This is a genomic window from Microvirga sp. Mcv34 (assembly GCF_024519725.1).
Taxonomy (GTDB): domain Bacteria; phylum Pseudomonadota; class Alphaproteobacteria; order Rhizobiales; family Beijerinckiaceae; genus Microvirga.
On sequence record NZ_JALJRK010000043.1, the window covers coordinates 1 to 18,709 of the forward strand.

At 58.1% G+C, this 18,709-nt stretch carries 21 protein-coding genes; 1 reads left to right on the forward strand and 20 read right to left on the reverse strand.

Annotation, left to right across the window (positions count from 1 at the left end; genetic code table 11):
• Positions 1 to 151: 151 nt before the first annotated feature.
• From OC446_RS19935 to OC446_RS19975, 10 genes are all read right to left on the reverse strand, one after another.
• Positions 152 to 1,162 carry a hypothetical protein gene (locus tag OC446_RS19935; protein WP_262030765.1) on the reverse strand — a complete coding sequence of 337 codons (1,011 nt, stop codon included), beginning with the start codon at positions 1,160 to 1,162 and terminating at the stop codon, positions 152 to 154.
• A 162-nt stretch (positions 1,163 to 1,324) separates the two neighbouring features.
• The gene (locus OC446_RS19940) at positions 1,325 to 2,020 is read right to left on the reverse strand and encodes a thermonuclease family protein (protein WP_262030766.1); all 696 of its coding nucleotides are present in this window, start codon (positions 2,018 to 2,020) and stop codon (positions 1,325 to 1,327) included.
• 502 nt (positions 2,021 to 2,522) lie between these two features.
• Positions 2,523 to 3,233: an XF1762 family protein gene (locus OC446_RS31080; RefSeq protein ID WP_410055101.1), complete on the reverse strand. Its 711-nt coding sequence runs from the start codon at positions 3,231 to 3,233 to the stop codon at positions 2,523 to 2,525.
• The gene (locus tag OC446_RS19945; protein ID WP_262030767.1) at positions 3,199 to 3,651 is read right to left on the reverse strand and encodes a hypothetical protein; all 453 of its coding nucleotides are present in this window, start codon (positions 3,649 to 3,651) and stop codon (positions 3,199 to 3,201) included. The genes OC446_RS31080 and OC446_RS19945 overlap by 35 nt, the downstream gene beginning before the upstream one ends.
• 20 nt (positions 3,652 to 3,671) lie before the next feature.
• Complete coding sequence (locus tag OC446_RS19950; RefSeq protein ID WP_262030768.1) at positions 3,672 to 4,322, reverse strand: hypothetical protein; 651 nt, start codon at positions 4,320 to 4,322, stop codon at positions 3,672 to 3,674.
• A gap of 174 nt (positions 4,323 to 4,496) precedes the next feature.
• The gene (locus OC446_RS19955; RefSeq protein WP_262030769.1) at positions 4,497 to 5,294 is read right to left on the reverse strand and encodes a hypothetical protein; all 798 of its coding nucleotides are present in this window, start codon (positions 5,292 to 5,294) and stop codon (positions 4,497 to 4,499) included.
• 80 nt (positions 5,295 to 5,374) lie between these two features.
• Positions 5,375 to 5,674: a hypothetical protein gene (locus OC446_RS19960; protein ID WP_262030770.1), complete on the reverse strand. Its 300-nt coding sequence runs from the start codon at positions 5,672 to 5,674 to the stop codon at positions 5,375 to 5,377.
• Between the two features lie 173 nt (positions 5,675 to 5,847).
• Positions 5,848 to 6,051, reverse strand: coding sequence for a hypothetical protein (locus OC446_RS19965; RefSeq protein ID WP_262030771.1), 204 nt, complete (start codon positions 6,049 to 6,051; stop codon positions 5,848 to 5,850).
• A 10-nt stretch (positions 6,052 to 6,061) separates the two neighbouring features.
• Positions 6,062 to 7,216 (reverse strand): M50 family metallopeptidase, encoded by a 1,155-nt coding sequence (locus OC446_RS19970; protein ID WP_262030772.1) that lies wholly within the window; start codon positions 7,214 to 7,216, stop codon positions 6,062 to 6,064.
• A 120-nt stretch (positions 7,217 to 7,336) separates the two neighbouring features.
• Positions 7,337 to 7,624 (reverse strand): hypothetical protein, encoded by a 288-nt coding sequence (locus OC446_RS19975; RefSeq protein WP_262030773.1) that lies wholly within the window; start codon positions 7,622 to 7,624, stop codon positions 7,337 to 7,339.
• Between the two features lie 122 nt (positions 7,625 to 7,746).
• On the opposite strand from OC446_RS19975, the gene OC446_RS19980 reads away from it, so the two are divergent.
• Positions 7,747 to 8,637 (forward strand): M10 family metallopeptidase C-terminal domain-containing protein, encoded by an 891-nt coding sequence (locus tag OC446_RS19980; RefSeq protein ID WP_262030774.1) that lies wholly within the window; start codon positions 7,747 to 7,749, stop codon positions 8,635 to 8,637.
• A 112-nt stretch (positions 8,638 to 8,749) separates the two neighbouring features.
• On the opposite strand, the gene OC446_RS19985 is transcribed toward OC446_RS19980, so the two are convergent.
• From OC446_RS19985 to OC446_RS20030, 10 genes are all read right to left on the reverse strand, one after another.
• A complete protein-coding gene (locus OC446_RS19985) occupies positions 8,750 to 9,391 on the reverse strand; it encodes a hypothetical protein (protein ID WP_262030775.1) in 642 nt (213 codons plus the stop codon).
• A gap of 1,086 nt (positions 9,392 to 10,477) precedes the next feature.
• Positions 10,478 to 10,858, reverse strand: coding sequence for a hypothetical protein (locus tag OC446_RS19990; protein WP_262030776.1), 381 nt, complete (start codon positions 10,856 to 10,858; stop codon positions 10,478 to 10,480).
• An 87-nt stretch (positions 10,859 to 10,945) separates the two neighbouring features.
• Positions 10,946 to 11,281, reverse strand: coding sequence for a hypothetical protein (locus OC446_RS19995; RefSeq protein WP_262030777.1), 336 nt, complete (start codon positions 11,279 to 11,281; stop codon positions 10,946 to 10,948).
• The gene (locus OC446_RS20000; RefSeq protein WP_262030778.1) at positions 11,247 to 11,660 is read right to left on the reverse strand and encodes a hypothetical protein; all 414 of its coding nucleotides are present in this window, start codon (positions 11,658 to 11,660) and stop codon (positions 11,247 to 11,249) included. Before OC446_RS20000 ends, OC446_RS19995 begins: the two co-directional genes overlap by 35 nt.
• Positions 11,661 to 11,680: 20 nt before the next feature.
• On the reverse strand, positions 11,681 to 12,229 hold the full coding sequence (locus OC446_RS20005) for a hypothetical protein (protein ID WP_262030779.1): 549 nt from the start codon (positions 12,227 to 12,229) through the stop codon (positions 11,681 to 11,683).
• A 21-nt stretch (positions 12,230 to 12,250) separates the two neighbouring features.
• The gene (locus tag OC446_RS20010) at positions 12,251 to 13,522 is read right to left on the reverse strand and encodes a hypothetical protein (RefSeq protein ID WP_262030780.1); all 1,272 of its coding nucleotides are present in this window, start codon (positions 13,520 to 13,522) and stop codon (positions 12,251 to 12,253) included.
• A 38-nt stretch (positions 13,523 to 13,560) separates the two neighbouring features.
• Positions 13,561 to 14,880: a site-specific DNA-methyltransferase gene (locus OC446_RS20015; RefSeq protein WP_262030781.1), complete on the reverse strand. Its 1,320-nt coding sequence runs from the start codon at positions 14,878 to 14,880 to the stop codon at positions 13,561 to 13,563.
• Positions 14,881 to 14,978: 98 nt separating this feature from the next.
• Positions 14,979 to 15,398 (reverse strand): single-stranded DNA-binding protein, encoded by a 420-nt coding sequence (gene ssb, locus OC446_RS20020; RefSeq protein WP_262030782.1) that lies wholly within the window; start codon positions 15,396 to 15,398, stop codon positions 14,979 to 14,981.
• A gap of 95 nt (positions 15,399 to 15,493) precedes the next feature.
• The gene (locus OC446_RS20025; protein ID WP_262030783.1) at positions 15,494 to 16,516 is read right to left on the reverse strand and encodes a GcrA family cell cycle regulator; all 1,023 of its coding nucleotides are present in this window, start codon (positions 16,514 to 16,516) and stop codon (positions 15,494 to 15,496) included.
• Between the two features lie 332 nt (positions 16,517 to 16,848).
• The gene (locus OC446_RS20030; RefSeq protein WP_262030784.1) at positions 16,849 to 18,576 is read right to left on the reverse strand and encodes an AAA family ATPase; all 1,728 of its coding nucleotides are present in this window, start codon (positions 18,574 to 18,576) and stop codon (positions 16,849 to 16,851) included.
• Positions 18,577 to 18,709: the final 133 nt, after the last annotated feature.

An 18,709-nucleotide genomic window follows, 5' to 3' on the forward strand; every position in this document is an offset into this window, starting at 1 on the left:
CAACATCGCACGCCGGACCAGATTTCGGAATCGCTCGTCAGTGACAGAACACTAGGGCAGAGGTAGAGGCGAGGAGAAGAACGGCCGTTGCCGATTTGAAAAGAAGCTTCATGACGTTAGGCTCGATCGTAGTGGCGGCTGGAATGGTTGCTTATTGCTGCTGCATTTGAAAGCAGACGTCCTCGGGCCCGATGTCCCGCTCACCGTGGCGCTTGAAGGTTTGTCCGCCCCATTCCAGGTCTTCCCTCATGCAGCGGCCGCCGGCTTGCCAGAAAGCAACTACGAGGCGGCTGTTCAGGCGATAATGCAGGTCGAGGTACATGTTGTCCTCTCCGCCGAGTGGGAAGTTGTAGACCTGGCCCGTAGAGACATCAGCCGCGTACGCGAAGCGGCAGCCTGCGCCGCATCCGATCTCGATCATCGCGAGGCGCCCGGCGAAGTTCGCGCCATCCTTCATGCCTTCCCGGATCCTGGTCCTGTAGCTGTTGGCGTCGCGGTCCCGTCCCTTGAAGTCGGGGAATTTGACTGGTCCGCGGTAGGAGTCCGCGAGGGCATAGCGGCCGAATTCTGCATTGCCAGGAGCCTTAGCTGCCGAACTTTGGCTGGGCGCAACCTGCTCTTTGGGGGCGGCACTCCAGGACATGGTTGAGCCACTCGGTGGCGTTGCACCGGAGCATCGCGCCTGGACTTTCTCGATGACTGCCTTAGCGCCTTTAAGCGAGACCCAGTCTCGTTGTCCTCCAGGCTTCTGATACTGAGCATCCTTTTCGATCTCAGCGATGAGGTCACCTTTGAGTAGGTCGAAGAGGGCATGCCTTACGGGTTGCTGAACCGAGAGGTCCCATTCGCCGGTACTAACGTTCTCAACGAGCGATCCTTTGAGGCTCACTTCCTTGCCGCCGCGCCGGAGCGTGATGCCTGCGGGACCGCCATCGCCCTGCTTGCCTTCTGGCATCGGGGCGTAATTGGCGAATATGACGTCGATGGAGCTCTTTTGGCTGCAGGTAAGGGTCAAGACGATGTCGTCGGTGTCCGGGGTTCCGAGCGCGGCAGAGGTTTGGTCCTCGGCGGCTTCCCAGACATGGCTCGGGCTAGGCTCACGGATCTCCACCGCCAGCGCGGCTGTTGAAATGGACGAGAGAATAAAGGCGGCAACGACCACCTTCCCGGAGTTTCTGAAATTCAACACGGTTAATGCCCCAACTTCGTATGTCCGCGTTTTTAGGTGCGGTCGCCCTTTGACGCATCCTAACACGATTTATACCCGAGTTAGACCGCAGTCTTTGTCCGCTTCCTTTGCTGATTTGCTGACGCGAAAGGATACTTATCCTCGGGGGGCCCGCCAGCCGGCTGCGACTGCTTCATCTTCGGAGCAGAACCAGCGTTCGCCTGCCCCCTCATTGATTGCGGTTCGCTCATAGCTGCCGCTTCCTGGCAGATGATAAATCTTCTCGCCTTTTGCGCTGATGTTTCCTTTGATCTTGCAGCCGCCGGCCACTGAACCTGGGATGGAGTTCGTCGGGCGAGCCGGCACAGGGGCTGAGGTTTCCCGCTCCCCGCGGCGCCAATCCCATGGTGGGGTAAAGGATCCAGCCCACAGCCCCCGCTTCGCCTTCCGAGCCGCTTCCTCCTGAGGAACGTAGTCCGTCCCGTATTGGCGATAGGCGAGAGCATACCCCTGTTCGATCAGCCACCCGTTGAGGTCGGTACCGTTAACCGAGCATTGAGCCACCACGCGTTGGTACCGGTCGATATCCTTTTGCCGACACGTTACATTCGAGGACCCGATTTTGTCCGACAAAGCGAGGGCGGCCTGTTGACCGCATCGATAGGCTTTCCCGTCTGCTCCCTGGCATGTCTGGGCGCTCTCCGGGGCGTCGGCACCGTGGAATCTAATCCGGGTACCCCGAATTTCGATTGTGTCGCCGTCGATCACGCTGGCTCGGCCAGTAACGGACTGAGCCATAAGCGGGCTGACGGATAGAACGAGTGCCGTAAGAGCAATTGAGGTTCTGAGCATTTTTGATTTGCGGATTTATCGTACGAGGAGTGATCAATAGCGTGATCGCAGATGAGGATCACCATTTGGCTGAGCCTCATCCACGGGCCAAATCAGAAGCTATGTCGATATCCTGAATTGCTCTACGGTTCCAGTAAGGCCGCAGCATCGGCAGACGCACTGGCTGCTATCGTCCCAGTCATGGCTCTGATCTTCAGAAGCATCGGGATCAGTCCCGTCCGGCGTTTGCCGGACCCAGACCAAAGCGGCGATATCGATCCGACTGCTGTCCTTGCATCCAGGGCAGGATAGGGGACTATGGCTGGCATCATCGGCGGTGAACCGGCTGGACTGCGTCATGGTTCGCGATCCTCCTTTATGGGGGTTACTTGGTTTGAATGGCGGGCCTCCTCGGCAGTGATCGCTTGCTCAATTTGCCTGGCCGCACCTGGTGGCGCTTTGGGAAGATTATAGCCGGCGCTGGTGAATGTTGCGCTTGTTCGCCCAAGGCGAGGCCAGAATCTTAAGGCGACGCAATCATCCGGTAGCCTTCCCGCCAGATTTCCCAAAGATCGGCGCCGATGAAGTCAACTTGGGATACGCCGTCGTTTCGCAGAACCGGGAACGAGAACGGATTGGCTGAGATCTTTGCTCGGGCAGAAGCCGCCGCACGTCCCATTTCGAAAGCGGCGTCGTCATTGTGAGCCGTAGGGAGAAGCTTGATCCATCGCAGGCGGGGCTCACCGAGAGGTCGCGCGGGGCGGGTACGTGACTTGTGCGCCCAAGATTTAGGCTCGATGGGGACGATCGTCCGTTTGACCCCAAGTCCGTGGCGAACGAACCGCGAGTGGTGCTGAATGTCCAGTCGCCAGCCAGCTGCCCGAAGTGAGGCTCCCGTCTCGGATATGCGGGTATAGGTCGTTAGGCGGTAAGCCGTATGACCTCGAAGCCTGATCGATTGCGCTTCACGAGCCAGAGCCCCAAGGATCGCCGAGCAGGCGTGCGGCGTACCGTCCGTCGCTGTCCGACTGACTTCGAGGGTCAGACCATCGTCGAGGATTTGGGAGACAGGGCGGCCTAAGATGCCCACGCCGAGAATCTCTTGGGAATTTCTGTCCCGGATAAGGATCTGCCGCACCGACACGCCGATCTCGGCCGAATGCCGGTGTAGCTGTCTAACCACGGCATTCGCCGTAGCCTTATCCGTGATTTCGAATTGGAAGCGTTTCGCCAAAGGCAGAGGGTACTGTTGGTGGGATGCGGACGAGAGGGATAGAGGCCAGGTTGGAGAAGTCGGTTGTATTCAGAATCATCGCGACTTGCATGGCGAGCCGCACGTTGTCTTCTCCGTCTTCCGAGTCGAGGATTTCGATCCGGACATCTCCGTCGATGTCCAGGATCAGGACACCGTTGTCGTCAGGATCTGTGCCCACCGGGCGGTCAATGATCCAGTCCCCGCTCTCATGATATTCGTCGATCTCAGCTCCCGAGTTGAGTCGGTCGACAATCAAATTGGCCAACAGACTGTTCCCCGGCGCTTTCTCCTCTTCTGAGATCGCGATGCGGGATTCGCCCCGGTACCACAAGACATGCATCGTCTCGTTTTCCCACATCGGGCGTCGGAAGATGGTCCAGTCGGCTGATTGTGTCATGGCGAAACTCTCACTCAGATCTACGCAACAAGGGCCTCCGCCAACCTGAACAGGTTGACGTGGCGTTTCACGGCCTGCGAGGTGGCCTTAGTCCAGGTATCGGCGGAACCGCCGTCCTTCACATCGCCAGCGCTGCTGTCGCTGAACCCAGCATCGCCGGGGCGGAAATCGACGGCGGCGCCTGCCGATGTGCCGAAGGTGAAGCAGAGCATCGCGCCCGATCTCGCGACGTCGCTGTTCCGATTCTTAAAGCCGGGGTTCACGACGAAGCGGGCGCCCCGCTCCTGCGCCACCGCCAAGTCCCGAAGCGTGTCGCGGTTCAAAGCGCGGGAAAAGATCTCATGATAATAGTTCGACGTCTTTCCCGGATTGAACTGGATGCTGGCATCCGGGATGAAGCGGCGACCGTCGAACTCGGCCGGGATGTAGAGCGTAAGGCTTTCGAGCGCGCCCTGCAGAAACGAAGTGACCGCGCAGTGATCGGCCCAGGCTGCGCCACCGGAAATTCCATGCCGGATGTCGAAGTCGTTTATGGCCCGAAATGTTTCCCGCATCATAAGCTCGTAGAGATACCCGGACATGCGGGAGGCATCATCTTTGCGACCGGCAGTCCCGATCACGGAGAGGGTCGCTTCAAGTGACATACGGCGGCTCGCGAGACGTCCGATCATGTGATGCTCCTGGGGATTAGTCCCTGTTTCAGATCACCGGTTCAGATCGAAAGTTGTTCACACGTTGACTACAGTTTCTAAGGCACATTATCCCCTGTTTACTCCGCGCAATCTATCGCCGCGGCAGACTATCAACTGCCTTCTATTGCTGGATTCATTGTTTGGTTAACGAGATCACTCCGCAGCTATTAACCGTATTGCCTGCTTCTGGAGCTTTTCTTGCCGTTTGCGTTCTGAAGGGGAGATCCATCCGGGCACAAACCGTTCGGCAAGCACAACGTCTGTCGGCAACGTAAGGCTTTCCCTGCAACCCGGCGGGATGAGGAACGTCGGGATGAAGAATGGCTGGGTCTGCACTCGCGGCCACTGGCCCTGGTCATCTCGCGTCCAAACGTACCAGGCATAGGCTGTCGCAGTAGAGAGTTTTGGATCCCACCCTCCAAGGCACATGGGAAGCCGCTCGGTGAAAACTGCGACAACTGAAGGAGGGGTCTGCGTCCAAAGGCTGTTATATCGCCCCTGACTTTCCAGCCATGCGAGGCGGACGAGGAAGGCTACTCCCTTCCGGGCGATCCGCAGCGCCTGCTCAAGAAATTCGTAGGCGTGATCGAAGGGCGGATTGGTAATCACCCAATCGACCAGTGCCGTGTTCGGATCAGCCTTTGTGAAATCTATCTGGGCGTCGAGGTGCGAACCATAGGGAAAGATGTCCGTGGCCAGCGTCATCTGCGAGAATTCGGTAAGCGGGGTACTCATATGGCCAAATCCCGCGGCCGGTTCCCACACGGTTCTTATGCGCGTCGGGAGTTGAAGCGCCGGCATCACATGCTTGAAAAGAGCTCTTGTTCCCCACGGTGGCGTCGGGAAGAGGTCGAGCTTCCTCCATTGTTCCGCGTCGGGTAAGGCGTGGTCGGCGTCTTGGCCGAGACGATGGGCCATCACCGCAGTACCACCACGAGGGCTCTTACTCATTCTCGATGCATATCCCCGTTGGAAATGGGCCGGGCTGACAAGCCCGAATAGCTTTTACCAGAGCGATTTTGATTTGAGTTTCATCGTCTGGGATCTGGCCTTTTGCGGCTGCGCGATCGCAATCGGCGTCGCCGCGGAATCGGATCGTTGAGCCGGCCGAACAGCGCCAACAGCCCACGAATACGGGCTTGATCGTGGAAACCTCTGCGTATCTCCTGGAGCTCCAGGTACAGGCGAACTTTTGCCGGGAGTGTTCGGTCGGTCAGAAGAATGTCAAGGAGGCCATCTGAGGCCTTTCCGACCTTTGTGGCGTTAGCATAACCCGATGCAGCGTCTTTCAGGACATCGATGGCTTCGAGTAGAGCCTTATTGTCGGGCATGGGTGGACCTCCCTTGTCATGGGATCATGGCGAGCAGCTTCTCGGAGGTGGTGTCATGAGGTGGCAGGCGACCTGCCGGATGGCACGAGACGACGCCGGACTTGCGGCGAGTGCCTGAAGAGCGGAGGAGGGCGAGACCACAACGTCTCAAGCCCTCACTCAGTCTAATTCATTTATGCGCGCTTAGGCCAGATGATCTCATCGATCGAGGCCGGCTCTTTTACCCAGCGAATGTACTCTTCGATGGATAATCCAAGGAATTCATGGAGCTCAAGATCACTCGAACCGGTATGCCATCGTTCGACCCAGCGATCGATCTCGCTAGGGGCAGCATCGCCTGATCGACAGGCCGCGGCGAATGTTGCGTTAGGATCCATCGGAGGACTCCTACCTGAAGAACAGGTGAGCGACATCGTTCAAGGTCGCAAAGATCATCAGTGACAGGACGAAGGCCAGGCCGACACCATAGCTGAACTGTTCGACCTTCTTGTTTGGCCGCTTCCTCGCGATTGCTTCGTACCCAAACATGGCAAGATGCCCACCATCCAGGACCGGAATCGGCAGAAGATTCATGAAGCCGATTGATACGGAAACGAAGCCAATGAGCAGAACGAGCCCCTCGATTCCGTGATCCTCAGCATACGTGCCTGAGACCGCCGCCAGCCTGACTGGGCCAGAGAGGTTCTCGATCCCATCCTCGCCGGTAACCATCCGCTTCAGAGACACGGCTGTAACCTCGGCTACCCGATAGGTCATGGTGAAGCCATGGAGGACGGCATCGCCAATGCTCATCGGGACATGGAATACGTTGTCCGGGCTTGTGGCAAAGCTGAACCCTACGACGGGATAGGCCTCGGTTTCCGATCCATCGGCGTTCCGCGTGGTCTTGAGAACGGCCGTAACAGCGAGATCCAGGGTTTCCGACCCGCGCCGGATCGTCATGACCATCGGAGTGTCGCGGTTCTGTTGGACGGCAGCGATGATGTCCTCTGCGGCCGGCGTAGGCGCCCCGTTGACGGCTGTGACGATGTCTCCCGGCTTGATACCGGACCTCTCTGCAGGGGTTCCCGGATTGATGCTGCCGACTTGCCCCTTCAGCGCGGGTGCTCCTTGGATGTATGCGATCGCCCCGAAGGCGAGGATCGCGAGAGCAATGTTTGTGAGTGGACCGGCCGCAATGGTGCAGGCTCGGGCACGAAGAGAGGCGTGAAAGAAAGTAGCCCGTTTCTCGGACTTACTCATAGCGGCCACTGCCTCGTGAGACACCTGGCTGGCGGCGTTCTTGTCGCCTGCGAACTTCACGTAGCCGCCGAGGGGTATCAGGCAGATCCGCCATTCGGTCCCTTTCCGGTCGGTTCTTGCCCATAGGCACTTTCCGAACCCGAGCGAGAAGACCTCGGCCTTGATGCCAAATGCCCGGCCAGTGAACAGATGCCCTGCTTCGTGGACGGCAATCACGACGCCAAGCACGAAGATGAAGGCGGCAAGGGTCAAGGGAAGGGCGAGCACCAGTGAGTATATAGAATCGAAAAAGGCGGCCATGATTCGAGAATTCCTATTTCGCGTTTCAGCTTTTTAATGCGGATCGCGTCGGAATGGCAGCTAAAACCCGTTCGGGTCTTGCCGAATGCCGAAAGAAAAGTCGTGATTGGGATCGGACGGTTACAAAAGGCTGAACCGTGCTGCAGCCGTATCGCGAACTTTTGGGCCGAGGGTCGTGTCCTTAACGGACCGTGAAATCACAAATCCTTTCGCTGCGAGCTGGTCAAGAATGGCGTTGGCCGCGATTTGGTATCCGAGATCCTCCTCGTCATCTCCTTCGGGTGCATCTGTAGGGTCGCACGTCGATGGGGAGGGGCCATTCATCGCGGTGAGAATGCGTGCAAGTGCGGCGACGGCATCGGCGTCAGGGATGGGCTGGTGTTCGACACGAGTGAGACCGCTGCGCATGACGATTTACCTTTTGGGGTTTGATTGTGTGGCCTGCTGCATCAGCCAAATCTCATTGAGAACAGACTGCAGTTCAGCTATCTGGGCAGGGGGCTAATCACAAGCGTGCCTAGGGGCTGAAGATGCTTAATGGAACAAAAGTACAGCTGACCGTTTACTCGCCGGAGCGCGACAACGAGATCACCAAGCCTGCGACAGCGAAAATCTCTGCCAGTAAGATCGAATTCAACAACTCGAAATTTTATGAGTTAGACGGCAGTCCTTATAGCGTCGTGCCGGCGCAGTTCGATATCTCTGGCAGCCGGTTCAACTATAAGGTCATTAGCGGAACTTCGTGGTACTTCGCCGACGTCCCAGATAAGGGCGGGTTCAACGGGTATGGCCTGAAGTTCTATGCGCTGGGAGGAGGATCGAGCAAATCCCTCTACGCCGCAGACATTGTGGCTTCCGATACCTCCTTAGATATCACGAGGAAAAGTGTAACGATCACCAAGAACTCGCTTTATGTGAATGTTGATGGTCTCACGTATGATCACGGAGACACAGTCTCGATTGAGCTTGGGTTCGCAATCAATGGCAACTCGGCTGCGAACCGCCTGAATGGCGGCAATGGCCGGGACAAGATCTCTGGTGGCTCTGGCAATGATACGATTTTCGGGTCTGGCGGGAGCGACCGTCTTTATGGTGGGACCGGAAAGGACGCATTCGTGTTCAAATCCATTGCGGACTCCACGGTCGACAGCGGCGGCCGGGACACGATCTTTGACTTTTCGAAGTCTCAGAAGGACCGTATCGATCTCAGAGCCATTGACGCCGACCTCTCCAGAGAAGGGAACCAGGCTTTCAGCTTTATCGGGAGCGCTGCCTTTAGCAAGAAGGCTGGAGAACTGCGGTTCGATAGGGCAGCGTCGGATACGTACATCTATGGAGACGTGGATGGCGACGGGCAAGCGGACTTCTCGGTTCACCTCGACGACGCCATAAGTCTTTCGACGGCGTACTTCGTCCTCTGATGCCACGATAGGGGGCTTTGGCTTATTTCCTGCTTCGTTCAAGGGGTACGCCTACCCGTTATGTACGGACACCTGCCGTTGGCAGGTGTTCGACTTTTGAAGTTACTGAACATTAGGTAGCGGGTGCTTGGGCTGCTCTATCTCGCTCACGTTCCGCTTCGAACTTCGCGTTCTGTGCTAGCTCGAGGCGGGCTCGCTCAGCCATCCCTTTCGTGTGGTACTCCTGGCCATTGAACAACCAGGTGTTCGAGATAATGCCTCCATTGCGCTCAATCGGCATGCTCATGACGCGCTCGTATGCGATAGGACCCGCGTTCCTTCTAGCGTCTTCAGCGGCCGCTGCCAGTCGAGCGTCCTCTTCGGCACGCTCTGCGGCCATTTTTAGCTCCTTCTTGCGGCGGCGTTCAGCCGCCTCGGCATCTGATATCTCTCGCCAGCGCTGTGCAATAATAATTGCCCCCGCTGTATAGGTCCCAGTGATAGTTTCAGATCCAGCATTGGACTTGACCAGGCCTAGCATGTCTTCAGTGTTTTGAAGAACTGCTGAGACGAAGTAGGTCTCCATGATCGGCGTGACGGATTTAATCTCCCATTCGTGTTCGCTGAGTTCCTCAACAAGCCTCTCAACCTGTTCATGCAGGACGCCGTATTCTGGCATAATGGTCCCGTATTGTGTGTTGCCGCGGGTGCTGTTGTTACCCACGGTTCCGCCCCAATAGAGCCTGGTGTGATCTGTCTCAAGAATTCTAGGCACGCTCTACCCCCCAAAGTGGCTGCTTAAACTTGGCAACCGATCGAATTAGAAATGAAACCTTAATTCGTGCTTACCTGCGAGGGGCCTAAACGTCAGTCTCACAGATTCGCCGTCTACGAGTAGGCGCGTCGTCTCTCTTCTTCGACACGTTCCTCTTCCCGGCGCCGTTCCTCCTGCGCCCGCTCTAATTCTTCCCGTAGGCGCGCTTCTTCCTGGAGACGGGTATTTTCCTGGGCCCGGAGGGCTTCTTCCTGGAGTCTGCGCTGTTCTCCACGGAGCCGCTCGGCCTCAGTTCGCTCTGAAGCGATATGGGTGTTCAGCCCTTTCCGGATGATATCGGCCGAACGGTCCTGAACTGCTGGGGCGCTGGAAGCAAAGGCGGATCTCTGCTTCGAGGGACCGGACAAGCCCTTGAGACCTGCTCCACCCGTCGCCGACATGGCTCCACCTCCACCACCGGACGATGATGATCGAGCTCGACGGCGTCCGCGTGGCTTCGGGGCGCTTGCTGTCACCTCTGGAGCTTTAGGGCGAAGGCGAATTTTGAGAAACCGTATCGAGCCGATGCCCATGATGCGAAGGCAAAGCCAGACGATGACGAGAGGGGCCGCGTAGATAAGCAACAGGAGATGTTTCATGGATTCGCAAAAGCTCTGTCGTTGTCACCACTTTTAATTCGGATTTGGCTCACTGGGTAGTAGCGAGGCCAACACATCAAAAAGAAAGGCCGCTCGGTGAGGAGCGGCCTTTCCTACGCGGGACATTGGTTGGGGGCTATGAAATGTCGCCAGCGTTATCGGATCTCTTGGGTTATCGGTATCGACTGATCCGCACCGGCTGCAGTTGGCGCGGTGGCCGGACAGCCCCGTGTGTGACCCAAAGAGCGAAACCGACGGAAAGGCCTAAGAGGCAAGATTCAAGGAGCATTTGAGATCTCCGCCTATGAACGGAAGAACACCAGATATCCAGATCCTGCTGCCATCGTGAGGGCGACGAGGAGTGGGAGCAGTTTAGACATTCTCTGTCTACGACCTGGATATCTGGAAAGGACAAAGGTGATCAGGACTAAGGAAAGGGTGGAAGACCTTAGTTCAGCTGGCGTCCAGCCTCCCGCTCCCGTTCGACGACCGTCTTCACGTTACGGGCAAGGTTCTCCATCTTGTTCCTTGGAAAGGAGAGGCCGAGATCCTTGGCAAATTGCGAGATCGAGTTGCACACCCGGCCAAGGCCCTCACGGGCATGAAGCTTTGCATAGTGGGTAGCCGCCAGGCCAAAAGCCTGCTCGATCGTTTTTCCGGCGGCCAGATGCCGGAGCATGTCGCGTCCGAAGGGCGTCCGGGCGGCGACGGCATTAAGGGCGGACCGGTGGGCGAACTGGGCGGCCTGGAGCGTCTGCTGATTTTGCTGAAGCAAGGCGATCTGGGCGGCTTCCAAATGCTTCGGTTTGGTGACCATAGCAAAATCCATAATCTGCGCTCCTATTGGCGAGTTATGAATAACTCAAACCGAATTAAAATGCAATGAATCAGCCTGTGCCGCGGCTCGTTTGAGCTTTTAGGCCGGGATCGCCAGATCCTGAGCGGGAGGCTGCCTTATTGTGGTCAATCCAGCAAAAAACTGGTTTGTTTCTACAATGAATCCGGCACTTGCGAGAGCCGTGACAAGCCTCTGGGCTTCTGCAGCGGGGTACGCGACATCCTCTTTCACCCACGCCTCCCGGTGGTGATTATACGAGAACCCGTGCTTGCGGACCTTTGCTTGAATCTTATTGCGACGGGTTTCAGAAAACTCACCCATGTAGCCGAAGCGAAACGCGACGGGGCGCCAGAGTAATCCGTAGGCCTCATCACGGAAATTAAGCTGCACGGGCGGGATCGACTTGGTTTTCATTGTGAGCCTCAAAGGAGTGTTTTTTGCTGATCGACGCCACAGACTTCTCATCATCTTTGAGAAGTTTCTCATTTTCTGGGGTCAGTTTCTCACTATTCGGCGAACTGTGGACGTCGCCGGCGCGGCAGGACTTCCTGATGGCTCGGGCGATGTGTTTGGCGTAGACGGCACAGGCGCGCCAATACGCCGCCATCGGCCCCTTCCTTTTGAGCCAAGAGGCCTGTGCTTTGGCCTCCGCATCTTTCGAGAGATTATCGAGAAGGCCCGCGACTGCGATCTTCGCAGGTTCTGGAAGGCTGTGCAGTGCTTTGAATGCGGGGAGCGCAAGTACTGGATTGCGAACTTCGATTCGGCTTGAGCGGGGGAGAGGTAACGTCATTATCGGGATCCTGATTTGCCTTAGAACAGGCTCAATTGCATCGGGGCGGGCGGCGGAGGATTGATCACGCGCATCAGAAGGTCGATCATCTTGGCTGCCTCGTCGCGGGCCCGCTCTGAGAGGCAGCTGTTCCCGGATTCGATTTGCCTCTGGAACCAGGTCTTCGCGCTGTTGGCATAAAACCTGATGGCGTCATCCTTCTCGGCAAAGGCTATGCGATCCCAGACTCCGGGGGCGCAGCCAGCACCGCCGATGTTGTTGCGAAAGTCATAGCCGGTGAGCCAATGGCCGCGGCCGGTCCGGGCAACTTTGACCTTCGCCCTAGAATGACCGACTTCGGCCATGAGGATCTCTTCATGGTCGACGATCACGCCGGCGCGGTTGGTTTCGACCTGGTGCCAGGTGGCAAGGGCGACTGTAGCTGTGTCGTACTCATCACCTCGCAGCCCGTAGCCCCCGGTCTTAGCAATTAGGTCGGCTAAGTCGATTAGTGGAACCATCCTTGTCCTGTCCTCTGTGTTGGCAGGCTGTGCAGCCGGAGCGGAAGCCTCTTTCGTGCGGCGCTCCATGCTGCTGCTGATTGAGTGGGGTTAGTCCTTCTTGTCGAGCAGGGAGGCTAGCTTCGGGTTTTGGCGGACAACCTCTTTCACGATCCGGCTCATCGCTTCCTCGATGATCTCGTCGGAGGTTGCCTTGTGGATTGCCTCCTGCCAGTCGTCATTGGTGTCGGCGAAGTGATCGGGGAAGCGCTGCAGCGCTGCCTTGAAGAAGCGGTTCTCGGCGTCGATCTGACGCTCGGACCCCCAATCGTCGTCGGTCTTGCACTTCGCGGCCTCTGCCAGCATCAGGAGCGTATTGTAGTTCGGCGCCGTCCCTGCAGGCGGGGAATAGCCGTCCAGGAATTCCCTCACCAAGATCCACTCGTCAGCCGCGTAGAGGTCTTCCATGGTTCCGTCGTCGAGCTCACGGCAGACACCAAAACGAAGGTTCTCTGCAAGCTCGCGATCCTGGGGGTTGGGATGATCCACCCACAAGACGAGATCCCGCATAATATCGTGGAACCTCGGGCAGGCATCATTGTGCCAGGAGTAATCCTCGAATGATGGTGGAAGCTCGGGAATCCAGTCTGCCTGAAATCCGTGAAACTCCCGCTTCCATTGGGGTAGCTCGTCCGCCTGGGACACTTCCGGCTCGGCAAGGATTGCCGCGATGGCCTCGGCCTCTTCTGGAGCGACGTAGCCGGAGGACTGAGCGGTGGTCAGGATATCGCGCAAGGTCGCGATCGTAGCCTCCTGGCCGGCGGCGTAGCGCGTCTTCGCGAATGCCACAAAGGTCCCGATGACGCTCAAGGCCTGACGCGGGGTAGCGGTCGAATTCAGCCACCATTCGTCAGTGGGATGATATGCGCCGATCAGACAGGTCGGATCATCTGGGTTGTCGGGGAGGGACGCCCCATCTTCGGCCGTGAGCCAGAAATACCATCCGTCCTCATAGTGACGGGCATAGGCAAGGCATCCGCCCCCAGTATGGTCGACATCCAGCTGCGATTGTTCGGCCAGAGCCTTCATCGGTTTTGGCTGGCGCTGGACCGTTTTCTCGATCGCGTCCGAGAAGTGACGGACAGCGATTTCGCGATCCACTCTGGTTGCGGACTCAGCGGCGATCCGAACCATCTCCATGATCTGGGGAATGCGTAGCGGCGTCACCGCTGCGCCAGCCCCGCCGTAATCCGCCGGGAAGATGTCGCGGCGGAAGGCATGAGCCTTGGCCTCGGGGCTGTCGGCATATCGCTCAAGGGCCTCGAGGATCGTGGCGACGTCGTTCAGGTCGAACTCGCCGTTTAGCGGGAACTTGGGAAACATGGGCTGCCTTTCTGAAGACAAGCGATAAAAGGGGTGCGTCAGGCGGTCGGAACTGCAAGCCCTTCAGGGAGAGGGTGGCGACGGAAATCTGGTCGCTGATCGAACCGGAGGGCGGAGGCGCCGAGATAGGTCAGGGATGGCTCGGAAGCGATGAAACGCCGGCCGAGATCGAGGGCCACCTTTCCGGTCGTGTTCGACCCGGCCATGGGGTCGTAGACAATCTGACCTGGTTCGGTTGTAAGCAGGATCACCCGCTTTGGAATTGCTTCGGGGAACCGCGCCGGGTGCGGAGGCAGTCCGGCCTCTCTGCACCGACGGCTGAATTGATCGTTACCTGGCGCTCCCGCGGCGACGATCAGGTTACCCGGCAGTGGGCCGTCACCGGTTGGCGCAAAGGCCCGTTCATTGATGTTGTAGCCGCAGGGCCGCTTGCTCGACGGCCGTTTCTGCGCCCGATCCCAAGCTGCGACGGTCGAGGCAGCATAGGGTTCGGCAGGCAGTCGGCGGGTGTCCCAGTTGGGGTTAGGGCTCTTGCTGAAGAACAGGAGGTGCTCGAGAGTGTTGCGTGGACGGAGGCGCGTCTTCGAGGCCCACTGGATGTTGCCCATCTTCGTTGGGCTGTGCCAAACACTTCGGCCCGAAAGATGGAGCCCGAGTTCATCGATGCAGCTGAGGGTAAGCCGCTCGACGTATGGCGAGAGATTGGGCGTCCCGCTGACGAACGTATCCATAAGGTTCAGGCAGATTGTCCCGTCAGTGGCTAGGAGGCTCTTCCACGCTGCGAGGAGCGACCGCATCCAGGAGAGCCAATCGGGAACGGAGAAACGCCCATATTCGCGAGAAACGGTCGGATATGGGGGGGACGTAAACACGAGGCCTAAAGAGCCGGGCTCTATCGCCCTGGCAGCATCCTCAGCATGGGCCCAGAGCGCCACCCCGTCATCAAGCGAGTAGATCAGGACGGCGACACCGCGGCGCACCTTCTTCAATTTGGCATAGCCGGGATCGGCGAGTTCCCAGATTCCGCGCTCGCCTTTGTGAATCAGGCCAGCCATCACGGCGTTCTGGCGAGCCCATCGCACCGCCTGCGGAAAGACGGAATAGGTCTGTCCGTCTCCGCAGGAGCGCTTTTGGGAGCGTAAATCGTCGGGAACATCAAGCCGATCAGCAAGCGTCTCATAGAGATCGCTCGGCTTGGCGCGTCCGCCATGGGATTCCAGTTCTTCGAGCAAGGGCAGCTGTAACAGCCCCTGAAGCGAGGGCCGTGGGGTGAAGGCGCGGGCGCGATCCTCGGTTTGGATGCCCTTTTCGACGCGGCGGGCGCGGGCTCGCGCCGCTGTGGCTTCAGAAGATTTCATGTCAGGTACTCAGTTTGCTCAACCAGATGCCGACATGAAAAAAGCCGGACGAAACCCGTCCGGCTAAGTTGTCTCCTCGCTTCAGAGATAATGAAATTCTAGTCCTTCCAGGGATCGTCCTCGTTCCCGCCAAAGCCATCGGTGCTGCCGCCATTGTCGGCGCCATTTCCGTTGCCAGCCGGGATCAGGATGAGGTCGCCGCCGAAACGCTGGAGAACGAGGTCAGTGACCTGGCGTTCAACCTGATCCTTATCGGTGAAGGTGCGGTACTGGATCTTCAGTCCCTTCAGTAGGATCGGAGCGCCCTTCTTCACGTACTTCTCGACGGTTTCGATGAGGTTCGGATTGTAAATGACGACGTTGTGCCACTCGGTCTTGGACTTCTTCTCACCGTTCTGCGTCCAGGTTTCGTTCGTGGCAACACGCAGGTTGGCGACCTTTTCGCCGCTGCCCAGCGTGCGGATCTCGGGATCTCGGCCAACATTGCCGAGGAGCTGGGCTTCATTGATCGACTTCATCGGAGGGTCTTTCCTAGGTTTCGACTGTAGGGTCGGAGTGAGGGACTTTTGGGGATTGCTTTAGGCGTTGACCAACCTTCGTTGGCTTTGAGGTTTCAGCGGAAATTGATCCCGTTTCTCATTGAGAAAGCGGACATCTTGCGCTTCGGAGGCTTATTCGAAGCGGCAACCTTTTCAGGCTTTTCGTACGCGATGGATGCGCAATGCTCGCAATACGGCTTGCCATTTATCGCGGGCTCGCTGCAGTAGAGCATGGAGACGCCGGTTCCGCTGACCGGGTAGCGGCAATGGCGGTCCCGAAGATCAAAGATCGTCAGGCACTTAGAGAGGTCACGTTCCGGCTTGGCCTCAGCGATGGGCGCTGCCTTCTCCAGCACGGAGACTGGTTCGGGCGCAGCGACCACAACGGCCGGGATGCTGACAACTTCCGCGATGGGTGCCGGGGCGGGCGCAGGCTCAGTAACGACAGGCTGGATCGGTTCTGCCACTTTGGCAGTCGTCTTGGCCTTCTCGGCTCGTTTCTTGTAGCGCCGGATAAAGTCTGCGCCTGACGTATTCAGCTTTGTGTCGGCAGTTGCAGCGGCCTCAAACAGTGGCAGCGTAAGGAGAGCTTTGTCCGACGGCTTCCGGGTGCTTGCATTCCGGACAATCCGTGTTCCCTCAACGGAGCGTGGTTCACGGGAATCGGGCAGGGCCAGGATGACTTGTACGTCAGATTGGCCGCGCTTCAGGATGCGCTTTCCAATCGTGCGCTGCTTGGGAATGTGGTTGCGTGATGGACGCTTCTGGCCCACCTGCCAGCCACGGCGCCAGCAAATGCCGAGGATCTGAGAGCGGGTGACGGGAACTTCGGGGGTCGAGATTTCCGCCGCGATGGCTTCGGCTGTGAGCTTGCGGGCGACGAGCTGTTTTATCTTTTCGACGGTTTCGTCGTTCCAGATACCATTGACTTTGATCTGGTTGGCTGGAGCGCCTGATGATTGAGAGGCGATGACCGCGGAGAAGCCGCTGGTCTTGTGAAGAGCCGTTGGTTGCAACGTTTTCATCATATCGACCTTGGTTACGCAAACGTCCGCTTTCGCATTCCATCGCTTAGGACGGGCGTCTGTGTCGTGCATCGATGATCATGAACTGCGCGCGGGGCGAGGCCTGATCCTGGTGAAGCCTGCGAGCTTGTTATTTGTTAGTCTCACAGGAGAAGCTCAGCCTTTGACTCCCATTCCGTCATAGAATGGTAAGCTTGCCAAAACCGCCGGATCATCTAGCGGCTTGCCGTAGCTCCAATGTGGCCGAATTATGCCGTCTGGGCCTCGAACCGTCAAGGCAGAAACGAATTAGTAAGAGGTCGCCCGAATTAGAAAGCGCCCCCCGAAACGACATGATTCGAGCCGATCCGAACGGGTGCATCGCCTATGGGACACACCCGTCTAGCAGGAAAATATGTTCAACTTCAATGATGTATGAAACCCATCTGGAGGCTTTTCGCTTTCTTGTGGGAAAGCTCCTCCTGCAAAGCTGCGACAAACCAGCCCGGGTCATCTTTAATTCGGAGAACAGAAGCCTTCTGCAGAACCACGTCGAAGTCACCAGGGGTAAGGTTGGTGAGCTTCAGGATGTCGGCCGGGGCTGGCATGTTGAAGAAGCGGGTGAAGGCCTTCGCCGCAAGTTCCGGCGTCAGGGCCTCGAATTCGAGCTTGAACACAAAGCGGCGCAGGATGGCAGGGTCGATGTCCCGCTTGTGGTTGGTCGAGCAGAACACCGGAAGATCATGGCTGTCCAGATGGGTCAGGAAAGCATTGGTGAGCGTCTTCTGGTAATCCTGGGTCGCCGTTTCCCGGTCGGAGAACATCGTTTCAACTTCGTCCATGATGATTGCGAAGTTGTGCTTTCGGGCATCGGCGAACATCTTGTCGACGGCCTTCTCGGATTCAGAGAGCCAGCGGCTCGTCAGATCCGAATAGCGATAGACCTTGGACTGATAGCCCATCTGGTGGGCGACATAGCGGCCGAAGGCGCTCTTGCCCGTACCGGCCACCCCGTCGATGAGGACCGGCATGCGCCCACGGGGCGCCGTGGTCATCTTCTCGATCAGATCCGGTAAGTCCTGCTTGCAGACGTACAGGGACATATCGAGGTCCGCGATTGCGATCGCGGGCGTGACGGAGGCCGAGGATCTGGCGATGACCTCTAGGGCGGACTGGGCCGATCCGGTCATCACAGTCGAGTAGACCGCCTGGCGCCGCTGGGCTGGAGTCAGGTCGAGCCGTGCGATGGCCGCAATATCGGTCGGTGGCATCTCCTGACCCGGAAGGGTTTGGGCGACGGCTTTGATCTCGGCGATACGCTCCTCGTATGAGGGCTGGGGCGGCTGATAGGCGAGGGTGAGCCGGTTTGCGATTGTCGCAATCAGTGGGATCTGAGAGCGGGCAGGACCAATTATCGGGGTCTTGCCGTGAGTGATGACCGAACCAAGCATCAGGTGCGCGAGGTTCGGCCCTATGTCGTATCCCTTGATGACTTCGGGATCATCGGGGCTGATCATGGGCTCGTTCGACAGGGAGGCCTCGAAGAGCGCCGGATAGGTCGGGACGAGGATAGCAGCGGGAAGTTCCGCATAGGCTGCGGCCAGAACAGCGATGTCCATGATGACGTCGCGGGTTTCTCGGTAGTGGCGCTGGATCGTCAGCGGGAGCATGCCGTGAGATGACAGGACGTGCTCGATCCGTGCTGCAGCATAGTCGAGATCCTCGCCGGGATGGTAGGTCGAGACAAAACCAGGAATGGACGACGGGGCGAGGCGGCGAATGGCATAATACCGGAGGAGAGCGGATGCCAGCTTGTCTTGCGTGGCCGTCGCAGGCTCGGTGTGAGGTGCAGCTGCGTTCTCGAGGGCAATCGACAGAGAATGGAGGTTGTGCTGAAGGCTGATGGCTCCGTCCTCAATCGTGAGGATCTTCAGCATGGCACACGGCAGGGACGCGAGCTCGCCTGCCAGAACATTGGCATCAGTCGCCCAGTTGGCTGCATCGATAGAATTCTGCAGAAAGGCCAGAGCCGAGATAAGAATGCCCTGTGCCTCGGCGCCGTCAGCGGAAGCAGGGCGGAATAACGGAACCTTGCGGTCTTCCGTTGTGAAGGCGGAGAGGACCTCGGCGAATGCTGGATAGCGACGGTCCATCAAGATCGTTAAGACCGGCCACTGAAGAGACGGCTTCCCATCGCTGACAATAAGAGAAAGCCGCTCGATCGCTTTCAGATCGGCGGCAAAGAGGTGATCGGTTAAAGCTCGGCTCGACCATTCTCGGTGCAGT

Coding starts and splice junctions, on each gene's coding strand:
- OC446_RS20000 (WP_262030778.1), bottom strand. CDS start 11,660: ATGACGTTACCTCTCCCCCGCTCAAGCCGAATCGAAGTTCGCAATCCA.
- OC446_RS19945 (WP_262030767.1), bottom strand. CDS start 3,651: ATGACACAATCAGCCGACTGGACCATCTTCCGACGCCCGATGTGGGAA.
- OC446_RS19990 (WP_262030776.1), bottom strand. CDS start 10,858: ATGGATTTTGCTATGGTCACCAAACCGAAGCATTTGGAAGCCGCCCAG.
- OC446_RS19980 (WP_262030774.1), top strand. CDS start 7,747: ATGCTTAATGGAACAAAAGTACAGCTGACCGTTTACTCGCCGGAGCGC.
- OC446_RS19975 (WP_262030773.1), bottom strand. CDS start 7,624: ATGCGCAGCGGTCTCACTCGTGTCGAACACCAGCCCATCCCTGACGCC.
- OC446_RS19960 (WP_262030770.1), bottom strand. CDS start 5,674: ATGCCCGACAATAAGGCTCTACTCGAAGCCATCGATGTCCTGAAAGAC.
- OC446_RS20010 (WP_262030780.1), bottom strand. CDS start 13,522: ATGTTTCCCAAGTTCCCGCTAAACGGCGAGTTCGACCTGAACGACGTC.
- OC446_RS19965 (WP_262030771.1), bottom strand. CDS start 6,051: ATGGATCCTAACGCAACATTCGCCGCGGCCTGTCGATCAGGCGATGCT.
- OC446_RS19940 (WP_262030766.1), bottom strand. CDS start 2,020: ATGCTCAGAACCTCAATTGCTCTTACGGCACTCGTTCTATCCGTCAGC.
- OC446_RS19950 (WP_262030768.1), bottom strand. CDS start 4,322: ATGATCGGACGTCTCGCGAGCCGCCGTATGTCACTTGAAGCGACCCTC.
- OC446_RS19970 (WP_262030772.1), bottom strand. CDS start 7,216: ATGGCCGCCTTTTTCGATTCTATATACTCACTGGTGCTCGCCCTTCCC.
- OC446_RS20025 (WP_262030783.1), bottom strand. CDS start 16,516: ATGCACGACACAGACGCCCGTCCTAAGCGATGGAATGCGAAAGCGGAC.
- OC446_RS20005 (WP_262030779.1), bottom strand. CDS start 12,229: ATGGAGCGCCGCACGAAAGAGGCTTCCGCTCCGGCTGCACAGCCTGCC.
- OC446_RS19955 (WP_262030769.1), bottom strand. CDS start 5,294: ATGAGTAAGAGCCCTCGTGGTGGTACTGCGGTGATGGCCCATCGTCTC.
- OC446_RS20015 (WP_262030781.1), bottom strand. CDS start 14,880: ATGAAATCTTCTGAAGCCACAGCGGCGCGAGCCCGCGCCCGCCGCGTC.
- ssb (WP_262030782.1), bottom strand. CDS start 15,398: ATGAAGTCGATCAATGAAGCCCAGCTCCTCGGCAATGTTGGCCGAGAT.
- OC446_RS19995 (WP_262030777.1), bottom strand. CDS start 11,281: ATGAAAACCAAGTCGATCCCGCCCGTGCAGCTTAATTTCCGTGATGAG.
- OC446_RS20030 (WP_262030784.1), bottom strand. CDS start 18,576: ATGGACCGTCGCTATCCAGCATTCGCCGAGGTCCTCTCCGCCTTCACA.